This window comes from Pseudalgibacter alginicilyticus (assembly GCF_001310225.1).
Lineage (GTDB): Bacteria > Bacteroidota > Bacteroidia > Flavobacteriales > Flavobacteriaceae > Pseudalgibacter > Pseudalgibacter alginicilyticus.
In genome coordinates, this window is sequence record NZ_CP012898.1 from 3,329,337 (window position 1) to 3,348,942 (window position 19,606).

Here is a 19,606-nt window from a genome sequence, read left to right on the forward strand (position 1 = left end):
AATACGACCTAAATGAAATATATTTTAAAAACACTTATAGTCTTGTTGGTTTTTCAAACCATATCTGTTGGTCAAGAAAGTCAGGTGTTTTGGCAAGACGAAAAGCAAAATGAAGAAAATAGAATGCCCATGCACGCATCTTATTTTGTGTATGAAAATGAAGCTTTGGCTAAAAGTGGTGATTGGAAAGCATCTAAAAATTATCTAAACCTGAATGGCGATTGGAAATTTAAGTATGTAGAAAATCCAGAAGCATTGCCAGAAGGTTTTGAGAAAAATAATTTTAACGATACAGCTTGGGATGTTTTTAAAATACCTGCAAATTGGGATGTTAATGGGTATGGGTATCCAGTTTACACCAATACAACTTATGATTTTGATAATATAATTAAAGTAAACCCTCCAATAGTACCAACCACTTACAACCCTGTTGGGGTATACAGACGTACTATTTCCATAAATAAAAATTGGTTAGATAAGGATGTGTTGCTTCATATTGGCGCTGCAAAGTCAAATCTTACCGTATGGGTAAATGGGATATATGTTGGTTATGGTGAAGATGGAAAATTACCACAAGAGTTTAAATTAAATTCATACTTAAATGAAGGTGAAAACACCATTGTTTTAAAAGTAATGAAATGGAGTGATGGCTCTTATCTTGAGTGTCAGGATTTTTGGAGAATGAGTGGTATTACAAGAGATTCTTATATGTATGTTAGAAATAAAACACACTTGGTTGATTTTGATATAACACCAGATTTAGATACTAACTATGTAAATGGGAGTTTAAAAATATCAACAGAAATATCTCGTGTTGTTAAGAAAAATGCTTATTCGTTAGAAACACAATTAATGGATGGAACTACGGTGGTAGCTTCAAAAATATTTAAAATTAATGAAGCTACAAAAAATTCAAGTTTCACTTTTAATGTAGTAAATCCTAAAAAATGGAGTGCTGAAATACCCAATTTATATCAGTTAAATTTCCTTTTAAAGGATAAAAAACAGAATATTATTGAAGTTATTTCAAAGCAAGTTGGTTTTAGAAAAGTTGAGATTAAAAATGGCCAACTTTTTGTAAATGGTCAAGCTATTTACATTAAAGGTGTTAACAGACAAGAAACGGATCCTATAACAGGGCAAACTATTTCTAAGGAAAGTATGGAACAGGATATTAAACTGCTTAAGGAGTATAATATGAATGCAATCCGTATGTCTCATTACCCTAATGATGAATATTTTTATGACCTGTGTGATAAATATGGGGTTTATTTAGTTGACGAAGCAAATTTAGAATCGCACGGTATGGGTTATAATATTACCAAAACACTTGGTAACAAACCAAGTTGGGAATTGGCCCATTTTCAGCGTATTGAGCGTATGGTGGAACGCGATAAAAATCATCCATCTATTATTATTTGGAGTATGGGTAATGAAGCAGGTAATGGTTATAATTTTTATAGAGCATATTTATGGTTAAAAGATCGTGATCCCTCAAGACCTATTCAGTATGAACGAGCATCTGTTGGTGGTTGGGAAGGTACCGATTTAAAATATGATTGGAATTCTGATATTATAAATCCGCAATATAGTTCACCTAAAAGTATGGAGGCTTATATTAAGACTTATCCAAATCCAGAAAGACCATATATTTTAAGTGAATATGCACATGCCATGGGGAATTCTATGGGGAATTTCAAGGATTATTGGGATGTTTTCAGAGCCCATAAAAACTTTCAAGGTGGTTTTATTTGGGATATGATTGATCAATCTATTTACAAAACACGAGCTGATGGTACACGTATATTTGCCTATGGTGGTGATTTTGGACCTGAAGATGTACCAAGTGATAACAATTTTTTAAATAATGGTATGTTCAGCCCTGAGCGCAAACCTAATCCACATGCTTTTGAAGCTAAAAATGTGCTTCAAAATATTCTTACTTCTTGGGAGAATCAAGAACAGATAACGATTAAAGTTTTTAATGAATTCTTTTTTAAAGATTTGAGTAATGTACAGCTAAACTGGCAATTGGTTTTAGATGGTATAGCTGAAGAATCAGGGATTATTGAAAATTTAAATATGTTGCCACAAACCGAAAAAATCTTCACACTTCCAATACATTTAGCAGGAAAGACCTATCAAGAAGCATTTGTAAATATTACCTATACTTTAAAACAAAATGAGCCCTTATTGGCTAAAGGGTTTGAAATAGCAAAAGAACAATTGCACTTGAAGGGGACTTGGAAAAACAAAATGCATATTGTAAGTACAGAGAAATTTCAAGAAAAAAATGATAGTCATTATATGTCTTTTGTAAGTCATAAAACAGAAATACAATTCAATAAAAAATCAGGTTTTATTAGTGGGTATAAGTATGACAATCAGTCTATTTTAAAAGAAGGTAGTCAGTTAAAACCTAATTTTTGGAGAGCTCCAAATGATAATGATATGGGTGCAAATTTGCAAAAAAAATTGTTGCCATGGAAAGAAGCTACGCATAACCCTACACTTTTAAAATGGAAACATTTCAATACAAAAAACAATACTATTAAGGTAACAGCTGTTTACGAATTACCACAAGTTTTTTCAGAATTGACTATCAATTATGAAATAAGTAGTGAAGGAGAGATACTTGTAAGTGCATCATTAACCATAGATGATACAGAAAATACGCCTATGTTACCACGATTTGGAATGGAAATGCAATTGCCAAAAAATTTCGAAACAATTTCTTATTATGGAAAAGGACCTTTTGAAAATTATATTGATAGAAATTACGCTTCAAAAGTAGGGATCTACAATCAAACAGTTTCTCAGCAATTTTTTCCTTACATACGTCCTCAAGAAACAGGTAACAAAACGGATGTTAGATGGTATGAACTTTCAAATAATAACGTAAGTATCAAAGTTCAATCCAATACGTTGTTAAGCATGACAGCATTACATTATTTAGATGAAGATTTAGATGACGGGTTGAAAAAGCAGCAAAGTCATCCCGAAGATTTGAAAAAACGAGATATGACTAATTTAAAAATTGATTATAAACAAATGGGAGTTGGGGGTATTAACAGTTGGTATGAACTTCCCATGGAACAATATTCGCTTAAAGCTAAAAAGTATCAATACCAATTTAAGATTACACCTGCTATTAAGAATTAAATTAGAACAATTTTTTATTTGAGCTCACAAATTCAACTTTTGTAGAGGCTAGTTTATTGAAAAACAATAGCAAACTTTTATATATAATCATTAAAAAAAAATAATGATGTTAAAAACATTCTATACATTTTTAATCTTTTTGTTAATGTCTTTTTTGGTGTTAGGTCAACCTAATCCGGAATTTTCAAAAGCAGGGTTTTATCCATTAGAAAATACAGGAAGAGATATTTTTTCATTTAATGTAGCATGGCGATTTTTTAAAGGGACTGTAAAAAATGCAGAAACTTCTAACTTTGATGACAGCTCTTGGCAAGTTGTTAACCTCCCCAATGGGATTGAGTTTTTGCCAGAAGAGGCGAGTGGTGGTGTAAATTACCAAGGTGAAATATGGTATAGAAAACATTTTACACCCGATAATGCTCTTAAAAATAAAAAGCTCTTTTTGCATTTTGAAGCCATTATGGGGAAATCCAAAATATATGTAAACGGTACGCTTTTGAAAGAACATTTTGGTGGCTATTTGCCTGTTGTTGTAGATGTGTCCGAGCACCTAAAATGGGGAGAAGATAACGTTGTTTCTGTTTGGGCCGACAATACTAACGACCCTTCGTATCCGCCAGGAAAAGATCAAGAAGTATTGGATTTTGCATACTTTGGAGGTATTTATAGAGATTGCTGGTTAATTTCACACAATGCCGTTTATATAACAGATCCAAACCATGAAGATGTAGTAGCTGGTGGTGGGTTATTTATTACTTTTGATGAGGTTTCAGAAAAAAAAGCCAATATACACACTAAGCTACATTTAAGGAATGAAGCATCTCGTGATTTTTCAGGAAAAATTAGATACCAATGGTTTGATAGGGAAGGAAAACAAGTCTTGAAATCGGAATTACCTATTCAGCTTCAATCCAACACCTCTAAGTCATTTTCGGATATATCTAAATTTAAAACCCCAGAACTTTGGTCGCCAGAGCATCCATACTTATACCAATTACATATCACTATTATAAATAAAAGAGGAAAGGTAGTTGATGGTTATAGAAAAAGATTAGGTATCAGACGTGTTGAATTTAAGGGGAAAGATGGGTTTTGGTTAAATGGGAAACCTTATGGAAAACCATTGATTGGTGCAAACAGGCATCAAGATTTTGCTGTAGTAGGAAACGCTCTTTCTAATACAACTCATTGGCGAGATGCTAAAAAATTAAGAGACGCAGGTTTAAAATTGATTCGTAATGCGCACTATCCACAAGATCCAGCTTTTATGGATGCTTGTGACGAGTTAGGACTTTTTGTAATTGTAAATACTCCAGGTTGGCAGTTTTGGAATGATGATCCAAGTTTTGAAGCATTAGTGCTTAAAGATATTAGAAATATGGTTCGTAGGGATCGTAACAGACCCAGTATTTGGGTTTGGGAACCTATTTTAAACGAAACTTGGTATCCTGATTCATTTGCATTAAATGCAAAAAATATTGTTGAAGAAGAGGCCATCCATGGAAATGCTTATACAGCAAGCGACCTAAGAGCCAAAGGAAGTGAGCATTATCCCGTACAATTTTCGCATCCACTAAATCAAGATGACGTAAACCCTAATAAAACTTATTTCACTAGAGAATGGGGTGATAATGTTGATGATTGGAATTCTCATAATTCATCAAGTCGTGTTCATAGAAGTTGGGGAGAAAAACCTATGCTAATACAAACAACACATTATGCCAATCCATCGTATGCTTTTGTGAGTTATAATTCATTATATCAAACATCACTCCAGCATATGGGCGGAGCTTTATGGCATGCCTTTGATCATCAAAGGGGGTATCATCCAGATCCGTTTTACGGAGGTATTATGGATGCATTTCGCCAGCCCAAGTATTCATATTATATGTTTATGGCTCAAAGAGATTCTGAAGCATCAGATATTATTGCGGAAACAGGGCCTATGGTTTATATAGCAAATGAAATGACACCATTTAGTGATAATGATGTCACGGTTTTATCAAATTGTGATGAAGTAAAACTGACTGTTTTTGAAGAAGGTAAAGAATTTTTACTTAAAAAAGATGAGGATAAAATAGGTATGCCATCACCTCCCTTTGTTTTTAAAAATGCGTATCATTTCATGGAAATAAAAGCTCTAAATAGAAATAAAAAACAAGCTGAAGCCTATATAAAAGCTGAAGGCTATATAAATGGAAAATTGATGGCTGTAGATACCGTATTTCCAGCATTAAGACCTGAAAAGATTGTTTTGTGGTTGGATAATGAAGGAGTTGATTTGAAGGCAGATGGCTCTGATTTTGTCACCGTTGTTGCTGCTATTACAGATAAAGAAGGTCATGTTAAGCGGTTAAATAACAGTATTATTAAATTTGAGATTTCAGGTGAAGGAGCTTTAATTGGTGAAGCTAACTATAGAAAAGTAAGTTGGGGAACAGCTCCTATTTTAGTTCAAAGTACTACAAAGCCCGGGGATATTACCATTAAAGCTTCCATGTTTTTTGAAGGTGCTTTAGTACCAACATTTGGAGAAATTACAATTAAAAGCATTCCAACAGAAGATGTATTAGTATATGATAGTAAGGAGTTAGAGGCTAAAAATATTCGTTTGATTCATAGTGAAGTAACAGGAACAAACAGTGCCAACCAAGAATTAGAAAATGAGCTAAAAAAAGTTAAAAAAGAATTGAACGATTTGAAACTAAAAGAAATAGAAAAACAACAAGAAGAATTTGGTGAAAAAACCAAAAAAAATAATTTTTAGTAAAGTTAAAATATGAATTCAAGAAGAAATTTTGTAAAAAAAACAGCCTTAGCTGGTACTGGTTTGTCACTAATTCCTAACCTATCATTTGGAAGTGACTTTGTAAACTCAAACAAAAAAGTAAAACTGGCATTTATAGGTGTTGGCTTAAGAGGAACGAATCATTTAAATAATGCCCTACATAGAAAAGATGTTGAAATTACTGCTATTTGCGATATCGACCCAAATCGAATAAAAATAGCATTGAAAAAAATAAGTGATGCTGGATTTGAGAAACCTAAGGTTTATGGAGATTCTGAATATGATTATAGAAATTTATTAGAATTAAAAAACGTAGATGCGGTTATCATTTCAACACCTTGGTTATGGCACACAAAAATGGCAGTTGATACCATGAAAGCAGGAAAATATACCGGATTGGAAGTGTCGGCAGCAAATACCCTAGAAGAGTGTTGGGATTTGGTTAATACCCATGAACAAACAGGGTCACATTTAATGATTCTAGAAAATGTTAATTATCGTAGAGATATTTTAGCAGTCTTAAATATGGTAAAGCAAAATGTGTTTGGCGAATTGGTACATTTTAGGTGTGGGTATCAACATGATTTGCGTTTCGTTAAGTTAAATGATGGTGTAACAGCCTATGGGAAAGGTGTTGAGTTTGGAGATAAAGGTATTTCAGAATCTAAATGGCGAACGCAACATTCTCTTTTGAGAAATGCAGATGTTTATCCAACACATGGTGTTGGACCAATAGCTACTATGTGTGATATAAATAGAGGGAATCGTTTTATGTCATTAACTTCTCATGCATCTAAAGGAATTGGTTTGCATAACTATATTGTAGAAAATGGTGGAGAAAATCATCCTAATGCTAAATTAAAATTTAAACAAGGAGACGTTATAACTACGACTATTGAAACTTCAAATGGAGAAACTATTATTGTAACTCATGATTGTAATCTGCCAAGACCTTACTCCTTAGGGTTTAGAGTGCAAGGCGCAAACGGTTTATGGGAGGTAGATGGTAAAAGAATTTATATAGAAGGAAAATCGAAACCTCATAAATGGGATGAAGCTGATGAGTGGTTAAAGAAATATGACCACCCGTTATGGCAAAAATACGGGGAATTGGCAACAGGTGCAGGACATGGAGGAATGGATTTTTTTGTTCTAAATGCCTTTGTAGAGTCGGCTAAAGAAAATATTGCACCACCATTAGATGTGTATGATGCCGCAGCTTGGAGTGCCATTACTCCACTTTCGGAAGCTTCTATAGAAAACAATGGGGAACCTCAAGACTTTCCAGATTTCACTAGAGGTATGTGGGTAAAACGCAAGCCTTATAATTGGATGAAGAATACGTATTAAAGAGCTTTTTCGCTTGAGGTGTTACCACGAAGTATTTCTGAAAGAAGAATGACATTTTGTGATGTTTCTGAGGGTTAAACTGAATTAACACAACTTTATAATGTTTTCGTAACAGAATTGATGTTAATAAATATATTTGGATAATTGTTTTGTTTACGTCAAAATTAAGTGATACACTGTGAGTTTGTTTGACAGGCTAAAAATATGATGTTATTAGAAAAGGGCAATTAATTGTACTAAATATCTAAAATGGTGTTTCTTTTATTTTAGATATTTAGTACAATATAATACATGAAATTAATTAAAATCAAATTAGTAAGCCTTATTATATTGATTAATTGTCAGGTAAAAGCTTGGTTCAATATGAATTGAAAAACTAAAGTTAAGTAACTTTCTTTTTATAAGGGGTTGGGGCTATTAAAAAAGTAAGCAATTAGCTATAAAAATGTTTCAGCTCAAGTATGTTTCTAAAAAATAGATGTATGATGCCTGAAAAAGTATAAGTGTTTAAAAATAAAACATTAGTAGCTTATGTAATGTTTGTTCTTAATGTATAATTTTTATTACGCTCTCAAAATACTTCTTGATATCACTATTTTTTGTATTTCAGAAGTACCTTCATATATCTGAGTTATTTTAGCATCACGCATTAAGCGCTCTACATGGTAATCTTTGACAAACCCATTTCCTCCATGAATTTGAACTGCTTCCACGGTGTGTTCCATGGCTACTTTGGAAGCAAATAGTTTAGCTACGGCACTAGATACATCGTAATTGTTACCTTGATCTTTATCCCAAGCAGATTTTATTACTAAGTGACGTGCTGCTGAAATTTCTGTATACATATCTGCTAACTTAAAGGCTATGGCTTGATGTTTAGATATTTCTTTACCAAACGCTTTACGTTGGTTGGAATATTTTAAAGCCAATTCATACGCACCTTGTGCTATTCCTAAAGCTTGTGCAGCAATACCAATACGACCTCCTGAAAGTGTTTTCATTGCAAATCTAAAACCAAACCCATCGTCTCCAATACGGTTTTCTTTAGGCACTTTTACATCATTAAATTGAAGTGTGTGTGTATCACTTCCCCGAATGCCTAATTTATTTTCTTTTGGCCCTACATGAAACCCTTCCATATTTTTTTCAATTATAAAAGCATTGATGCCGTGAGAGCCTTTGTCTTTGTCTGTTTGTGCAATAACTAAATATATGTCAGCTCTTCCGCCATTAGTAATCCAATTCTTAGTACCATTAATAATATAATGATCGCCTTTATCTATTGCTGTTGTTTTTTGTGAAGTTGCATCACTACCAGCTTCGGGTTCGCTTAAACAAAAAGCACCAATACATTCACCAGTAGCTAATTTAGTTAAATAGTTTTGTTTCTGTTTTTCTGTTCCATAGGCTTCAAGCCCATAGCATACTAAAGAATTATTTACTGAAACAATAACAGAAGCCGAAGCATCTATTTTAGATAATTCTTCCATAATTAGTACATACGAAATGGTATCCATACCACTACCTCCATACTTTGGGTCAACCATAACTCCCATAAAGCCCAATGCGGCCATTTTTTTAACTAATTTATCAGGGAAGTGTTGATTGTCATCACGTTCAATAACACCCGGTAATAACTCATTTTGGGCAAAATCACGAGCAGCATCTCGTATCATTTCATGTTCTTCAGTCAGGTCAAAATTCATAATTTCGTTAAAGTTGTTGGTTCAATAAATATATGATACAATATAGCCTTTTTTATTGGGATATTTTTATGAGTTATTGCTATTTTTACGGATATGATAAAGACTAATTATAAAGTTGTAGGCGTAATGTCAGGAACATCTCTGGATGGGGTAGATTTAGTGTTTGCAACATTTTATATTGATAATAGCTCCAAATGGGTTTTTGATATTATTTGCTGTGAAACGGTAGAGTACACTTCTTCGTGGCGTTTAAAACTTTCAAATTTGATAAATAATTCTATTACTGAATTAAAAATTATTGATGAAGAATACACCAAATATTTAGCAAATATCATTAATGAATTTATTCTTAAAAATAATATTAAAGAGGTAGATGCTGTTTGTTCTCATGGTCATACGGCATTACATCAGCCAGATAAAAATATGACTTATCAAATAGGTAATAAACCAGAAATTGCTTCTTTGTTGAGTCAATTAGTTGTTTGTGATTTTAGAGCACAGGACGTAGCGTTGGGAGGTCAGGGAGCTCCATTGGTACCTATTGGTGATAAAATATTATTTTCTGACTATGATTTTTGCATTAACCTTGGAGGATTTGCAAATGTTTCTTTTCAAGATAATGGAGAGCGTATTGCATACGACATTTGTCCAGTAAACATTGTATTAAACTATTATGTGAAACCTTTGGGAATTAATTATGATAAAGAAGGTTTGTTAGCATCCAAAGGAAATATTAATCAAACATTATTGAATCAATTGAATGAATTGGGTTTTTATGCTGAAAATCATCCAAAATCTTTAGGTTTGGAATGGGTTCATAAAAATATCATTCCTATAATTGGTTCTTTTCAGTTGGAGATTAAAGATATTTTAAGAACATGTATTGAGCATATAGCTATTCAAATTTGTTCTGAAATTAATATAAAAAAAAGTGCTTTAGTTTTATTAACAGGTGGTGGTGTTTATAATAAATTTTTAATAGAAAGGATTAAGGCGTTAACCCATCATAGAGTTGTTATTCCTTCTAAAAATACCATTGAATTTAAGGAAGCTTTAATTTTTGGTTTTTTAGGGGTATTAAAACTAAGAAATGAGGTTAATTGCTTAAAGTCTGTTACAGGGGCATTGCACAATCATAGTTCTGGTACTATTTTCTATCCTTAATTGTATCAAAAAAATAAATATAATTATTAGTTCTTGTTTTTTGTCGAGAGAATGAAAAACCATGTATATTAATTTTGTTTACTTATACTTACGAAACAAAACAAACGTTATATATTTGCATTAAATCAAATAAATCTATGTTAAATACATTATTACTTATCAATCAAGAAGGTACAGAGTTACCTGTAGATGGGGAATCTGTTGAGAAAACACTATCAATTATAGAATTAATTAGTAGTGGAGGTGCTGCTGGACAAATTATAATAGCCATTCTATTTTTATTGCTTGTTGGCGCTATTTATATCTATTTTGAACGCATTTTTGCTATAAAAGCAGCGTCTAATGTGGATGCTAATTTTATGAATCAAATTAAAGACCATGTGAGTAATGGAAAAATTGATTCGGCTCAAATACTTTGTGCTCAAGTTAATTCGCCTGTATCCAGATTAATTGGTAAAGGTATTACTCGAATAGGAAAACCCTTAGCAGATATTAATACTGCTATTGAAAACGCAGGAAGGTTGGAAATTTACGGTCTTGAAAAAAACGTGAGTGTTTTGGCAACTATTTCTGGAGCAGCTCCCATGATAGGCTTTCTTGGTACGGTAATTGGTATGATATTAGCCATATTTGAATTAGCAAATGCAGGAGGTTCTATTGAAATGGATGTTTTAGCAGGAGGTTTATACACGGCTATGACTACTACCGTTGCTGGACTGATTGTTGGTATTGTTGCTTATATAGCATATAATCATTTGGTAGTAAGAACAGATAAAGTGGTGTATCAAATGGAAGCGCATTCCTTGGAATTTTTAGACCATTTAAACGAGCCTACATAATATGAATTTTAGAGGAAGAAATAAAGTAACACCAGAATTCAATATGTCGTCTATGACGGATATTGTATTTCTGCTTCTTATATTTTTTATGATTGCTTCTACTTTAGTAACTACCAATGCGATTGATATTTTATTACCTAAAGCTAGTGGGAAAACTGAAAATAAGCAATCTGTAGCTGTAAGTATTCAAAAGGATTTAACGTATTATATTGATCAAAAACGTGTAGGTGAAAGTGTTTTGGAAAATGAATTGCTAAAGCTACTTTCTTCTGAAGAAAAGCCTACCATTGTTTTAAGAGCTGAAAAATCAGTACCCGTAGAAAATGTTGTTAAAGTAATGGACATTGCTAATAGGAATAAGTTCAAGATTATTTTGGCTGTAAAACCAAATAATTAGAATTATTACAAGCCTAATATGAAGTATTTAGAAACAAAACATGAGAGAGATTCAGCAAAAGTAACAACGTTAATTGTTGTTATTTTGATATTGTTGTTGTTTGTTGTAGGGCCACCTTATATGGATCCACCTGAGGAATACGGTGTAGCAGTAAATTTCGGAACTACAGATTTTGGGAAAGGCAATGTGCAACCTTTAAAACCAGTAAAGTCTGAACCTTTAAAAATAGAGGAACCACCACAACCTGAAGAGACAAAAGCAGAACCAACTGTGTCATCTGAAGCTAAAGAAGAAGTTTTAACGGCTGACAATGCTGAAGAAATAGCTATTAAGAAACAAAAAGAGGCGGAAGCAAAAGCAAAGGCCATAGCGGATGCCAAAGCTAAGGCAGAGGCAGAAAGAATAGCCAAGGAAAAGCGAGAACAGGAAGAAAAAAAGAAAAAGTTAGATGCTCTAATTGGAGGTGTTAGCAAATCTGAAGGTTCTGAAACGGGGAGTGAAGGAGATGATAATAAATCTGGAGATAAAGGACAATTGGATGGCAACCTTTATGCACCCAGTTATTTTGGTGCTCCAGGCACAGGAAGTGGGGGTGTTGGTTACGGTTTAAACGGAAGAGGAAAAGCGTCCTATCAAATGCTTAAACAAGATTGTAATGAGTCAGGAATGGTAATCGTTAAGATTGAAGTAGATAGGGATGGTAATGTTATTTCCGCAGTACCAGGACAAAAAGGAACTACTAATACAGCGCAATGCTTATTAGAACCTGCAAAAAAAATAGCTTTGTCACATAAATGGCAACCAGACTCCAAAGCACCTGCAAAACAAATAGGTTTTGTTAAAGTAAACTTCAATTTAGGTCAATAATAAATGACATATCAAGAAACTGTTAATTGGATGTTTTCGCAACTCCCAATGTATCAGCGAGATGGGAGTTCTGCTTTTAAAAAAGATTTAACCAATACTTTAAAGCTTACTGAACATTTAAATTTCCCAGAAAGAAACTTTAAATCAGTCCACGTAGCAGGAACCAATGGAAAAGGTTCTACAAGTCATATGTTAGCTTCTGTGTTGCAAGAAGCTGGTTATAAAGTTGGATTGTACACGTCTCCCCATTTAAAAGATTTTAGAGAGCGGATTAAAATCAATGGCACTGATGTTAGCGAGGCATTTGTAGTTGATTTTATAAAACATAACAAGTTTTTCTTAGAAGCGAACACATTGTCTTTTTTTGAAATGACCGTAGGAATGGCATTTGATTATTTTTCAAAAGAAAAAGTAGATATTGCTATTGTAGAAGTAGGGCTGGGAGGACGTTTGGATTCTACCAATATCATTACGCCTGAAGTTTCCGTTATAACCAATATAGGGTTTGATCATATACAGTTTTTAGGGAATACACTTGAAGCTATTGCTTTTGAAAAAGGAGGGATTATCAAGTCTAATATTCCCGTTGTAATTGGAGAAACTCAAGACGAAACAAAATCTGTCTTTGAAACTTTGGCAGATAAGCATTATTCTGAAATTATATTTGCAGATACAAAAATTAAAAAAGAATATAAGTCTGATTTAATAGGAAGTTATCAATTAAAAAACACCAAAACGGTTGTTCAAACGATAAAAATCCTTCGTAATAAAGGTTTTGAAATTTCAGAAGACAATTTAGTTAATGGATTATTACAGGTTGTTAAAAATACCAATTTAAAGGGGCGTTGGCAGACTTTGCATGAAAACCCTAAAGTAATTTGCGATACAGGACATAATAGAGAGGGGTTAAGCTATGTTATGAATCAGCTCTTAAATGAGGTATTTGACAACTTGCACATTGTTTTTGGAGTGGTAAATGATAAAGATTTAAGTAGGATTGTTGATTTATTACCTAAAAATGCGAGTTATTATTTTTGTAAACCAAATATTTCTCGTGGATTGGATGCTGAATTATTAAAAGACTATTTTAATAGTTTAGGGCTTAAGGGGGATAGCTATAATTCTGTAAATGAAGCCTATAAAACAGCGTTGTTAAGTGCTAATACAAATGATTTTATTTTTGTTGGAGGTAGTACGTTTGTTGTCGCAGAAATAATTTAAAATTTTATTGAAAAAGTTTTTGCAAATTAAAAATCTAGGTTATATTTGCACACCTAATTAAAGGGCGCGTAGCTCAGTTGGTTCAGAGCACTTGGTTTACACCCAAGGGGTCAGGGGTTCGAATCCCTTCGCGCCCACATATAAATCCTAAAGTTTATTAACTTTAGGATTTTTTTATGCCTTAATTTTCGTTTATGATTTGGTAGGGATCAAGGATCAATCCTAATTGTTGTGTTTATGCAAAAAATGGGATCAACCTTGATTTATAGTCGACTTAAAAACAGGTTTCTCGTTATGTAATATTTTTTATTTTAATGTGTTGAGCTCTGTTTCAGTTTCAATTTCATAAGGTTCTTTGTTATACTCAAAAATTCGAGCATTTAATGTACCCTTTAGTTTTATGGAACCATCATCTACTTTTAACCAGCTCCCTTCTCGCAAACCAATTACGGGTTGTGTGTTGAATTTATGAAACTCGTTAATACGGGTTTCACGACTTTCCCCCATGTGTTTTAAGGTTGTGTCCACGTCTATGTAATGCGGATTGATGTTAAAAGGAACTACACCTAAAGCGTTTAAACTTTTTGGAAATACAATTGGCATGTCATTGGTTGTTTTTATGCTCAGCCCGCAAATATTGCTTCCTGCACTGGTTCCAAGATATGGGATGCCTTTTTTAATTGTTTGTTTTAAGCTTGTAATTAGGTTTTTTTTGTATAATTCATTTAATAGAACAAAAGTATTGCCTCCTCCTACAAAAATGGCTTTAGCTTCTTTTATAGCTGTTTCAGGGTTTTGAAAAGTATGAAGACCTTTTACTTTCCTGCCAATTTTAGACAACCCTTTTGTAGCTATTTCTGTATAGGTGTCATGTGATATACCATTAGGCCTAGCATAGGGAATAAACAAAATATCATCTATATCATTATAAAACAATTTTAGTTCATCAAATAGATATTCTAAATAAGCTGTTCCATGAATAGTTGAAGTGCTAGCAATAATGATGTTTTTCATAAAAAAAAAGGTTTTTTGTAAAAATAGTTAATTGGACTTTTCTGAAAAAAGACATATAGCTTTTAATTATTAAATAAGATGAATTAACAAAAGTTTAGATGTTGTTTTTATTTTTTTTAAGATTTGATAGGCGTTCTTTACGGTGTTAAAAACGTTGAATGATTTCTTTAAAATATGTTACATTTTTCTGTTTTCTGTTTTTGTTTCAGAAAATGATTTCTCAATCATTTGAAATAATAGGAAAAATACAAAGTACTATTGGTGTCGAAAATATTCATGTAATTAATCAGGCCTCACAACAATTTACAATTTCAGATAAAAATGGTGTTTTTAAAATAAGTGCAAAACTGCTTGATACTTTAACATTCTCTTCTGTTCAGCATAAATTAAAAACGGTTGTAGTTGATAGAAATATACAATCATTTAAAACTATTTTGGTAACACTACAGGAAAATGTTATAGAATTAGATGAGATTCTAGTTGGTAAGGTACTTACCGGTGATTTGAATTTGGATGTTGGTAATGTAAAAAAAAATACATCAGTAAATTTTTATGATGTTGGTATCCCTGGTTATAAAGGAAAGATAGCAACACCTAGTGAACGGCGTTTAAATGAGGCAACATCAGGTGGAGGTTTTGGTGGAGTATCTTTAAATTCTATCATAAATGGTCTTTCAGGACGGACTAAAATGCTTAAAAATAGAGTAAACATTGATAAAAGAGAAGCGTTGTTGCAAAGTGTTAAAGCTCGCTTGTCTAAAGATTTTTTTGCATCTAATCCGTTGGAAAATGACTTAAAAAATGATTTTTTTTATTTCTGTGCAGATGATGAAAATTTTATTAAATTTTGTAAAAATCAAACTGATTTTAAGATTTTAATTTTTTTAAGGATGAAATACAGGCAGTATATTAATAATAGGAGTCAAAAAAAAGATTAACAAATCCAAATACTTGTAGCTTAAACAAAATAAGTATTTTAGCAAAATATTTACATATAAGTAAAATGAAGTATTTAAGGTTCTTTATAGTAGTCTTTTTTCCTCTTTTAGCTTTTACTACTGTTCATAAATACTATATTAGTGTTACTGAAATTAATTTTATCCAAGAAAGAAAGTCAGTTCAAATCACTTCTAGGATTTTTATTGATGATTTTGAAAGCCTTTTAAGAGAGCGTTATGATAAAAGTATTACATTGGCTGTAAATAGTGAATCAAAAACTACCGAACAGTATATTGAAAAATATTTAAAACAAAAGATGAATTTCAAAATAAACGGAAAAGAAGTAAATTTTGATTTTATAGGTAAAGAATATGATAGAGATGTTATGATTTGTTATCTGGAAATAACGGGCGTTAAATCGATTTCTACTTTTGAAGTTTCAAATGCTGTTTTATTCGATTTGTTTGAAGATCAAAAAAATATTATAAAAACTAAAATAAACTCTCAACAAAAAAGTCATATTCTTATTCTTCAAAAAGATAAGATTTTATTGAGTTATAATTAAAAATAAAAATAATACTGCTTTTATTTTTTAATTTAGCGCAACTTAAGTTTTTGTGAATTATAATCATAATAATATAAAATTAAAATAACAGATGAAATTACCATTTTACTTTTTGCTAATGTTGTTTGTTTCAGTTAGTACCTATGCGCAAGAATCTACTGAAAGCAAATCAGGACATGAAAACACCAATAAATTTAGGCAATTATATAATGAGTTTTCAACTCCAAATAGTTATAGATCAGCTTCTGGAGCACCAGGCCCTGCTTACTATCAGCAACAGGCTGATTATAAAATGGACATTGTTTTAGATGATGAAAACATGACGCTTTCAGGTTTTGAAACCATAACTTATACTAATAATTCACCAGATGAGTTAAAATATCTTTGGGTGCAATTGGATCAAAACATGCGAGCTAAAGATTCGAAATCTCCTTTGATCGCAACCGAGAGTATGGCGCCAGTAAATTTGCCAAGTAAATTTGTTTCAGAATATATGTCAGAACCTTTTGATGGAGGGTTTAATATTGAAGAGGTTAATGATGCAAAAGGTAAACCTATAATGTATACTATCAACCAAACCATGATGCGCGTAGAGTTGCCTGAAAATTTAAAACAAGGCGATACGTTTTCTTTTTCAATAAAATGGTGGTATAATATTAATAATCATGTAGAAAAAAGAGGTCGTTCAGGCTATGAGTATTTCCCTGAAGATGGAAACAGAGCTTATGTTATCGCTCAATTTTATCCTAGAATGGCTGTATATAATGATGTAGAAGGCTGGCAAAACTCCCAATTTTGGGGAAGAGATGAATTTGCTTTGCCATTTGGAAACTTTGAAGTGAATATTACCGTACCAGCAGATCATGTTTTAGATGCAACAGGTGAATTAGTAAATAGAAAAGAAGTGTTTTCTAAAACGATGATGGAGCGCTATGAAATAGCAAAAAAGTCGTATGATAAACCTGTTTTAATCGTAACACAAGCTGAAGCTGAAGCTGCTGAAAAAGGATTTGCTACAGATATAAAAACATGGAAGTTCCATGCAGAAAACGTTCGTGATTTTGGTTTTGCAACTTCTCGAAAATTTATATGGGATATGATGGCTGTTAAAATTGGAGATAAAGATGTTATGGCGGTTTCCATGTATCCTAAAGAAGGGAATCCCTTGTGGGAAGATTGGTCTACAAAAGTTGTGGCAAGTACCTTAAAAACCTATTCAAGAATGACTTTTGATTATCCGTACCACAAAGCCATTTCGGTACATGCCAAAAATCAAGGTATGGAATATCCAATGATTTGTTGGAACCATGGACGGCCCAATAAAGATGGTACTTATAGTGACCGCGTTAAATATGGTATGATGGGTGTTATTATTCACGAAGTAGGGCATAATTTTTTCCCTATGATTGTGAATAGCGATGAGCGCCAATGGACATGGATGGACGAAGGTTTAAATACCTTTTTGCAATACGTTGCAGAACAGGATTTTGGGGAATGGTATCCAGCAGCGCTTTCCGAAGGACATACCTCCTTTCCTTCAAGGCGAGGGCCAGCTGCTTTAATCGTTCCTTATATGGGAGGAGATCAAGATTTTATAGCACCCATTATGAGTAAGGGATCAAACACATATCAATTTGGAAACAACGCTTATGGTAAGCCTGCAACTGCTTTAAATATTTTGCGCGAAACAGTCATGGGGCGTGAATTATTTGATTATGCTTTTAAAGAATATTCAAACAGATGGATGTTTAAGCATCCAACACCTGAGGACTTTTTTAGAACCATGGAAGATGCCTCTGCGGTAGATTTAGATTGGTATTGGCGAGGTTGGTTTTATACCACAGATTGGGTTGATATAGGTATAAAAGAAGTTAAGAAATATTATGTGTCCTCAAAACCGAATCAATATATAAAAGACTATGTTAAAGAGAAGGATTTAAAAATGAAAGATTTGGTGCCTTTGGTTTATATGGTTGAAGAGGGTAGTGAAGAGTTTAAGGAAAATATGAAAAAAGGAACTGTCATTGAAAACTCTAAACCGCTTAAGGAGTATTTAATGGATAATTTTTCTGCAGAAGAGCGTGTAAAAATAAAAACGCCTAACTATTTTTATACGGTTACCTTTGATAAGCCAGGTGGTTTAGTAATGCCTATTATTGCAGAGTATACCTATGCAGACGGTACATCTCAAACAATAACATATCCAGCTGAAATTTGGAGGCTTAATGATTTAGAAGTTAGTAAAGTTATAGCGTCAGATAAAGAAATTGTATCCATAACCGTTGATCCTAATTTAGAAACAGCCGATGTGGATACCTCTAACAATTCATGGCCTAAAAAAGATGAGCAAAGTGCTTTTGATAAATTTAAAGAAAAAGCTAAAAAGTAAAATTTAAAACTAATTACCAAGATATGTAAGAGGCTATTTAGAAAGTTACAACTTTCTAAATAGCCTCTTTTTTTTTATTGATTTTAATTTTTTTTCGACAAAGTGTTATTTTTTGACGACAAAAAGCGTTGTGTCGAAAATTTTTACTATGTTTGTTATTCCCAAATTTAATTCGATGAAAAAAATAACCTTATTATTATTGTTTTGTTTTGTAGCTACAGGTATGAAAGCACAAAGTGATATTGATGCTTTGTTAGCAGCAGGAGTTGATGATGCTAAGCGATTTTCTAATGATTATTTAGCACCAGGAACTAACGGTCTTATGCATAGTATGAATGCAGGATGGTTTAATACGGCAGACGCTAAACCCTTAGGTGGTTTTGAGCTATCTATTATTGCTAATGCCTCATCTGTTAAAGATGAAAATAAAATATTTACTTTAAACGTAGCTGATTATGAAAATATTCAGTTTGTCTCTGGTTCTAATACTCAAGCAGTATCAACAATTTTAGGAGAGAATGACCCTTCAATTTACATAGAGGTAGAGTATAATGACCCAATTTTTGGAAATCAAACAGAAACCATAGAATTACCAAGTGGTATAGGTTCTGGAACCGCAGATTTGTTACCAACAGCTTTTATTCAAGGAGCATTAGGGCTCAGTCATGGCATTGAACTAAAGGCACGTTTTGTTCCCAAAATTGATACCGATGATGTGTCTTTAAGTTTGTATGGAGCAGGACTTCAGTTTGAAATGACCAAATGGTTGCCAGCAGATAAATTGTTACCAGTGGCTATTTCAGGATTGGTTGCTTACACCCATTTAAATGGTTCGTATGATTTGACGGAATCATCAGGTATTCAAGGTGAAAATCAGCATGTTGAAAATAATACGGATACTTGGTTATTTCAATTGATTGCTTCAACCAAATTACCTGTTATTAATTTTTATGGAGGATTAGGATATATCAAAGGGAAATCAGAATCTGATTTGTTAGGTACGTATAGAGTAACAAACGGGATATTAACCTCAGATTCTATTGTTGACCCTTTTTCAGTTTCAAGTGAAGTTTCAAGTGTGAGAGGTACTGTTGGAACAAAATTAAAGTTAGGGTTTTTTAGACTGAATGCCGAATACCATATGGCTGAATTTAATGCCTTTTCATTAGGATTAAACTTTGGATTTAGATAACGAAGAATAATAT

General features: G+C 32.6%; 14 protein-coding genes and 1 tRNA gene. 13 read left to right on the forward strand and 2 right to left on the reverse strand.

Features of this window, described 5'->3' with window-relative positions:
- Positions 1-12: 12 nt before the first annotated feature.
- From APS56_RS13755 to APS56_RS13765, 3 genes are all read left to right on the forward strand, one after another.
- Positions 13-3,162 carry a glycoside hydrolase family 2 TIM barrel-domain containing protein gene (locus APS56_RS13755; protein ID WP_054729434.1) on the forward strand — a complete coding sequence of 1,050 codons (3,150 nt, stop codon included), beginning with the start codon at positions 13-15 and terminating at the stop codon, positions 3,160-3,162.
- Between the two features lie 103 nt (positions 3,163-3,265).
- A complete protein-coding gene (locus tag APS56_RS13760) occupies positions 3,266-5,929 on the forward strand; it encodes a glycoside hydrolase family 2 protein (protein WP_211259725.1) in 2,664 nt (887 codons plus the stop codon).
- Positions 5,930-5,941: 12 nt separating this feature from the next.
- Entirely contained in the window at positions 5,942-7,300 is a 1,359-nt protein-coding gene (locus tag APS56_RS13765) for a Gfo/Idh/MocA family protein (protein WP_054729446.1), read from the forward strand.
- Positions 7,301-7,863: 563 nt separating this feature from the next.
- Here APS56_RS13765 and APS56_RS13770 read toward each other — a convergent pair.
- On the reverse strand, positions 7,864-9,006 hold the full coding sequence (locus APS56_RS13770; protein WP_054729449.1) for an acyl-CoA dehydrogenase: 1,143 nt from the start codon (positions 9,004-9,006) through the stop codon (positions 7,864-7,866).
- 93 nt (positions 9,007-9,099) lie between these two features.
- Between APS56_RS13770 and APS56_RS13775 the strand changes: the two genes are divergently transcribed.
- The 6 genes from APS56_RS13775 (at position 9,100) to APS56_RS13800 (ending at position 13,631) form a co-directional block, all read left to right on the forward strand.
- Complete coding sequence (locus tag APS56_RS13775; protein WP_054729452.1) at positions 9,100-10,170, forward strand: anhydro-N-acetylmuramic acid kinase; 1,071 nt, start codon at positions 9,100-9,102, stop codon at positions 10,168-10,170.
- Positions 10,171-10,307: 137 nt separating this feature from the next.
- Positions 10,308-11,009 carry a MotA/TolQ/ExbB proton channel family protein gene (locus APS56_RS13780; protein WP_054729455.1) on the forward strand — a complete coding sequence of 234 codons (702 nt, stop codon included), beginning with the start codon at positions 10,308-10,310 and terminating at the stop codon, positions 11,007-11,009.
- Between the two features lies 1 nt (position 11,010).
- Positions 11,011-11,406 carry an ExbD/TolR family protein gene (locus APS56_RS13785; protein WP_054729458.1) on the forward strand — a complete coding sequence of 132 codons (396 nt, stop codon included), beginning with the start codon at positions 11,011-11,013 and terminating at the stop codon, positions 11,404-11,406.
- A gap of 18 nt (positions 11,407-11,424) precedes the next feature.
- The gene (locus APS56_RS13790) at positions 11,425-12,273 is read left to right on the forward strand and encodes a hypothetical protein (RefSeq protein WP_054729460.1); all 849 of its coding nucleotides are present in this window, start codon (positions 11,425-11,427) and stop codon (positions 12,271-12,273) included.
- A 3-nt stretch (positions 12,274-12,276) separates the two neighbouring features.
- Positions 12,277-13,494 carry a bifunctional folylpolyglutamate synthase/dihydrofolate synthase gene (locus tag APS56_RS13795; protein WP_054729463.1) on the forward strand — a complete coding sequence of 406 codons (1,218 nt, stop codon included), beginning with the start codon at positions 12,277-12,279 and terminating at the stop codon, positions 13,492-13,494.
- 62 nt (positions 13,495-13,556) lie between these two features.
- Positions 13,557-13,631, forward strand: a tRNA-Val gene (locus APS56_RS13800).
- Positions 13,632-13,800: 169 nt separating this feature from the next.
- On the opposite strand, the gene pepE is transcribed toward APS56_RS13800, so the two are convergent.
- A complete protein-coding gene (pepE, locus tag APS56_RS13805; protein WP_054729465.1) occupies positions 13,801-14,508 on the reverse strand; it encodes a dipeptidase PepE in 708 nt (235 codons plus the stop codon).
- A gap of 158 nt (positions 14,509-14,666) precedes the next feature.
- Here pepE and APS56_RS13810 point away from each other — a divergent pair, with 158 nt between their 5' ends.
- The 4 genes from APS56_RS13810 to APS56_RS13825 all read left to right on the forward strand — a co-directional run bounded on the left by APS56_RS13810 (position 14,667) and on the right by APS56_RS13825 (position 19,593).
- Positions 14,667-15,446, forward strand: coding sequence for a hypothetical protein (locus tag APS56_RS13810; protein WP_157757677.1), 780 nt, complete (start codon positions 14,667-14,669; stop codon positions 15,444-15,446).
- 65 nt (positions 15,447-15,511) lie between these two features.
- Positions 15,512-16,012: a DUF6702 family protein gene (locus APS56_RS13815; protein ID WP_054729470.1), complete on the forward strand. Its 501-nt coding sequence runs from the start codon at positions 15,512-15,514 to the stop codon at positions 16,010-16,012.
- 91 nt (positions 16,013-16,103) lie between these two features.
- Complete coding sequence (locus tag APS56_RS13820) at positions 16,104-18,401, forward strand: M1 family metallopeptidase (protein WP_054729473.1); 2,298 nt, start codon at positions 16,104-16,106, stop codon at positions 18,399-18,401.
- Positions 18,402-18,576: 175 nt separating this feature from the next.
- On the forward strand, positions 18,577-19,593 hold the full coding sequence (locus tag APS56_RS13825) for a DUF6588 family protein (RefSeq protein WP_054729476.1): 1,017 nt from the start codon (positions 18,577-18,579) through the stop codon (positions 19,591-19,593).
- Positions 19,594-19,606 lie beyond the last annotated feature (13 nt).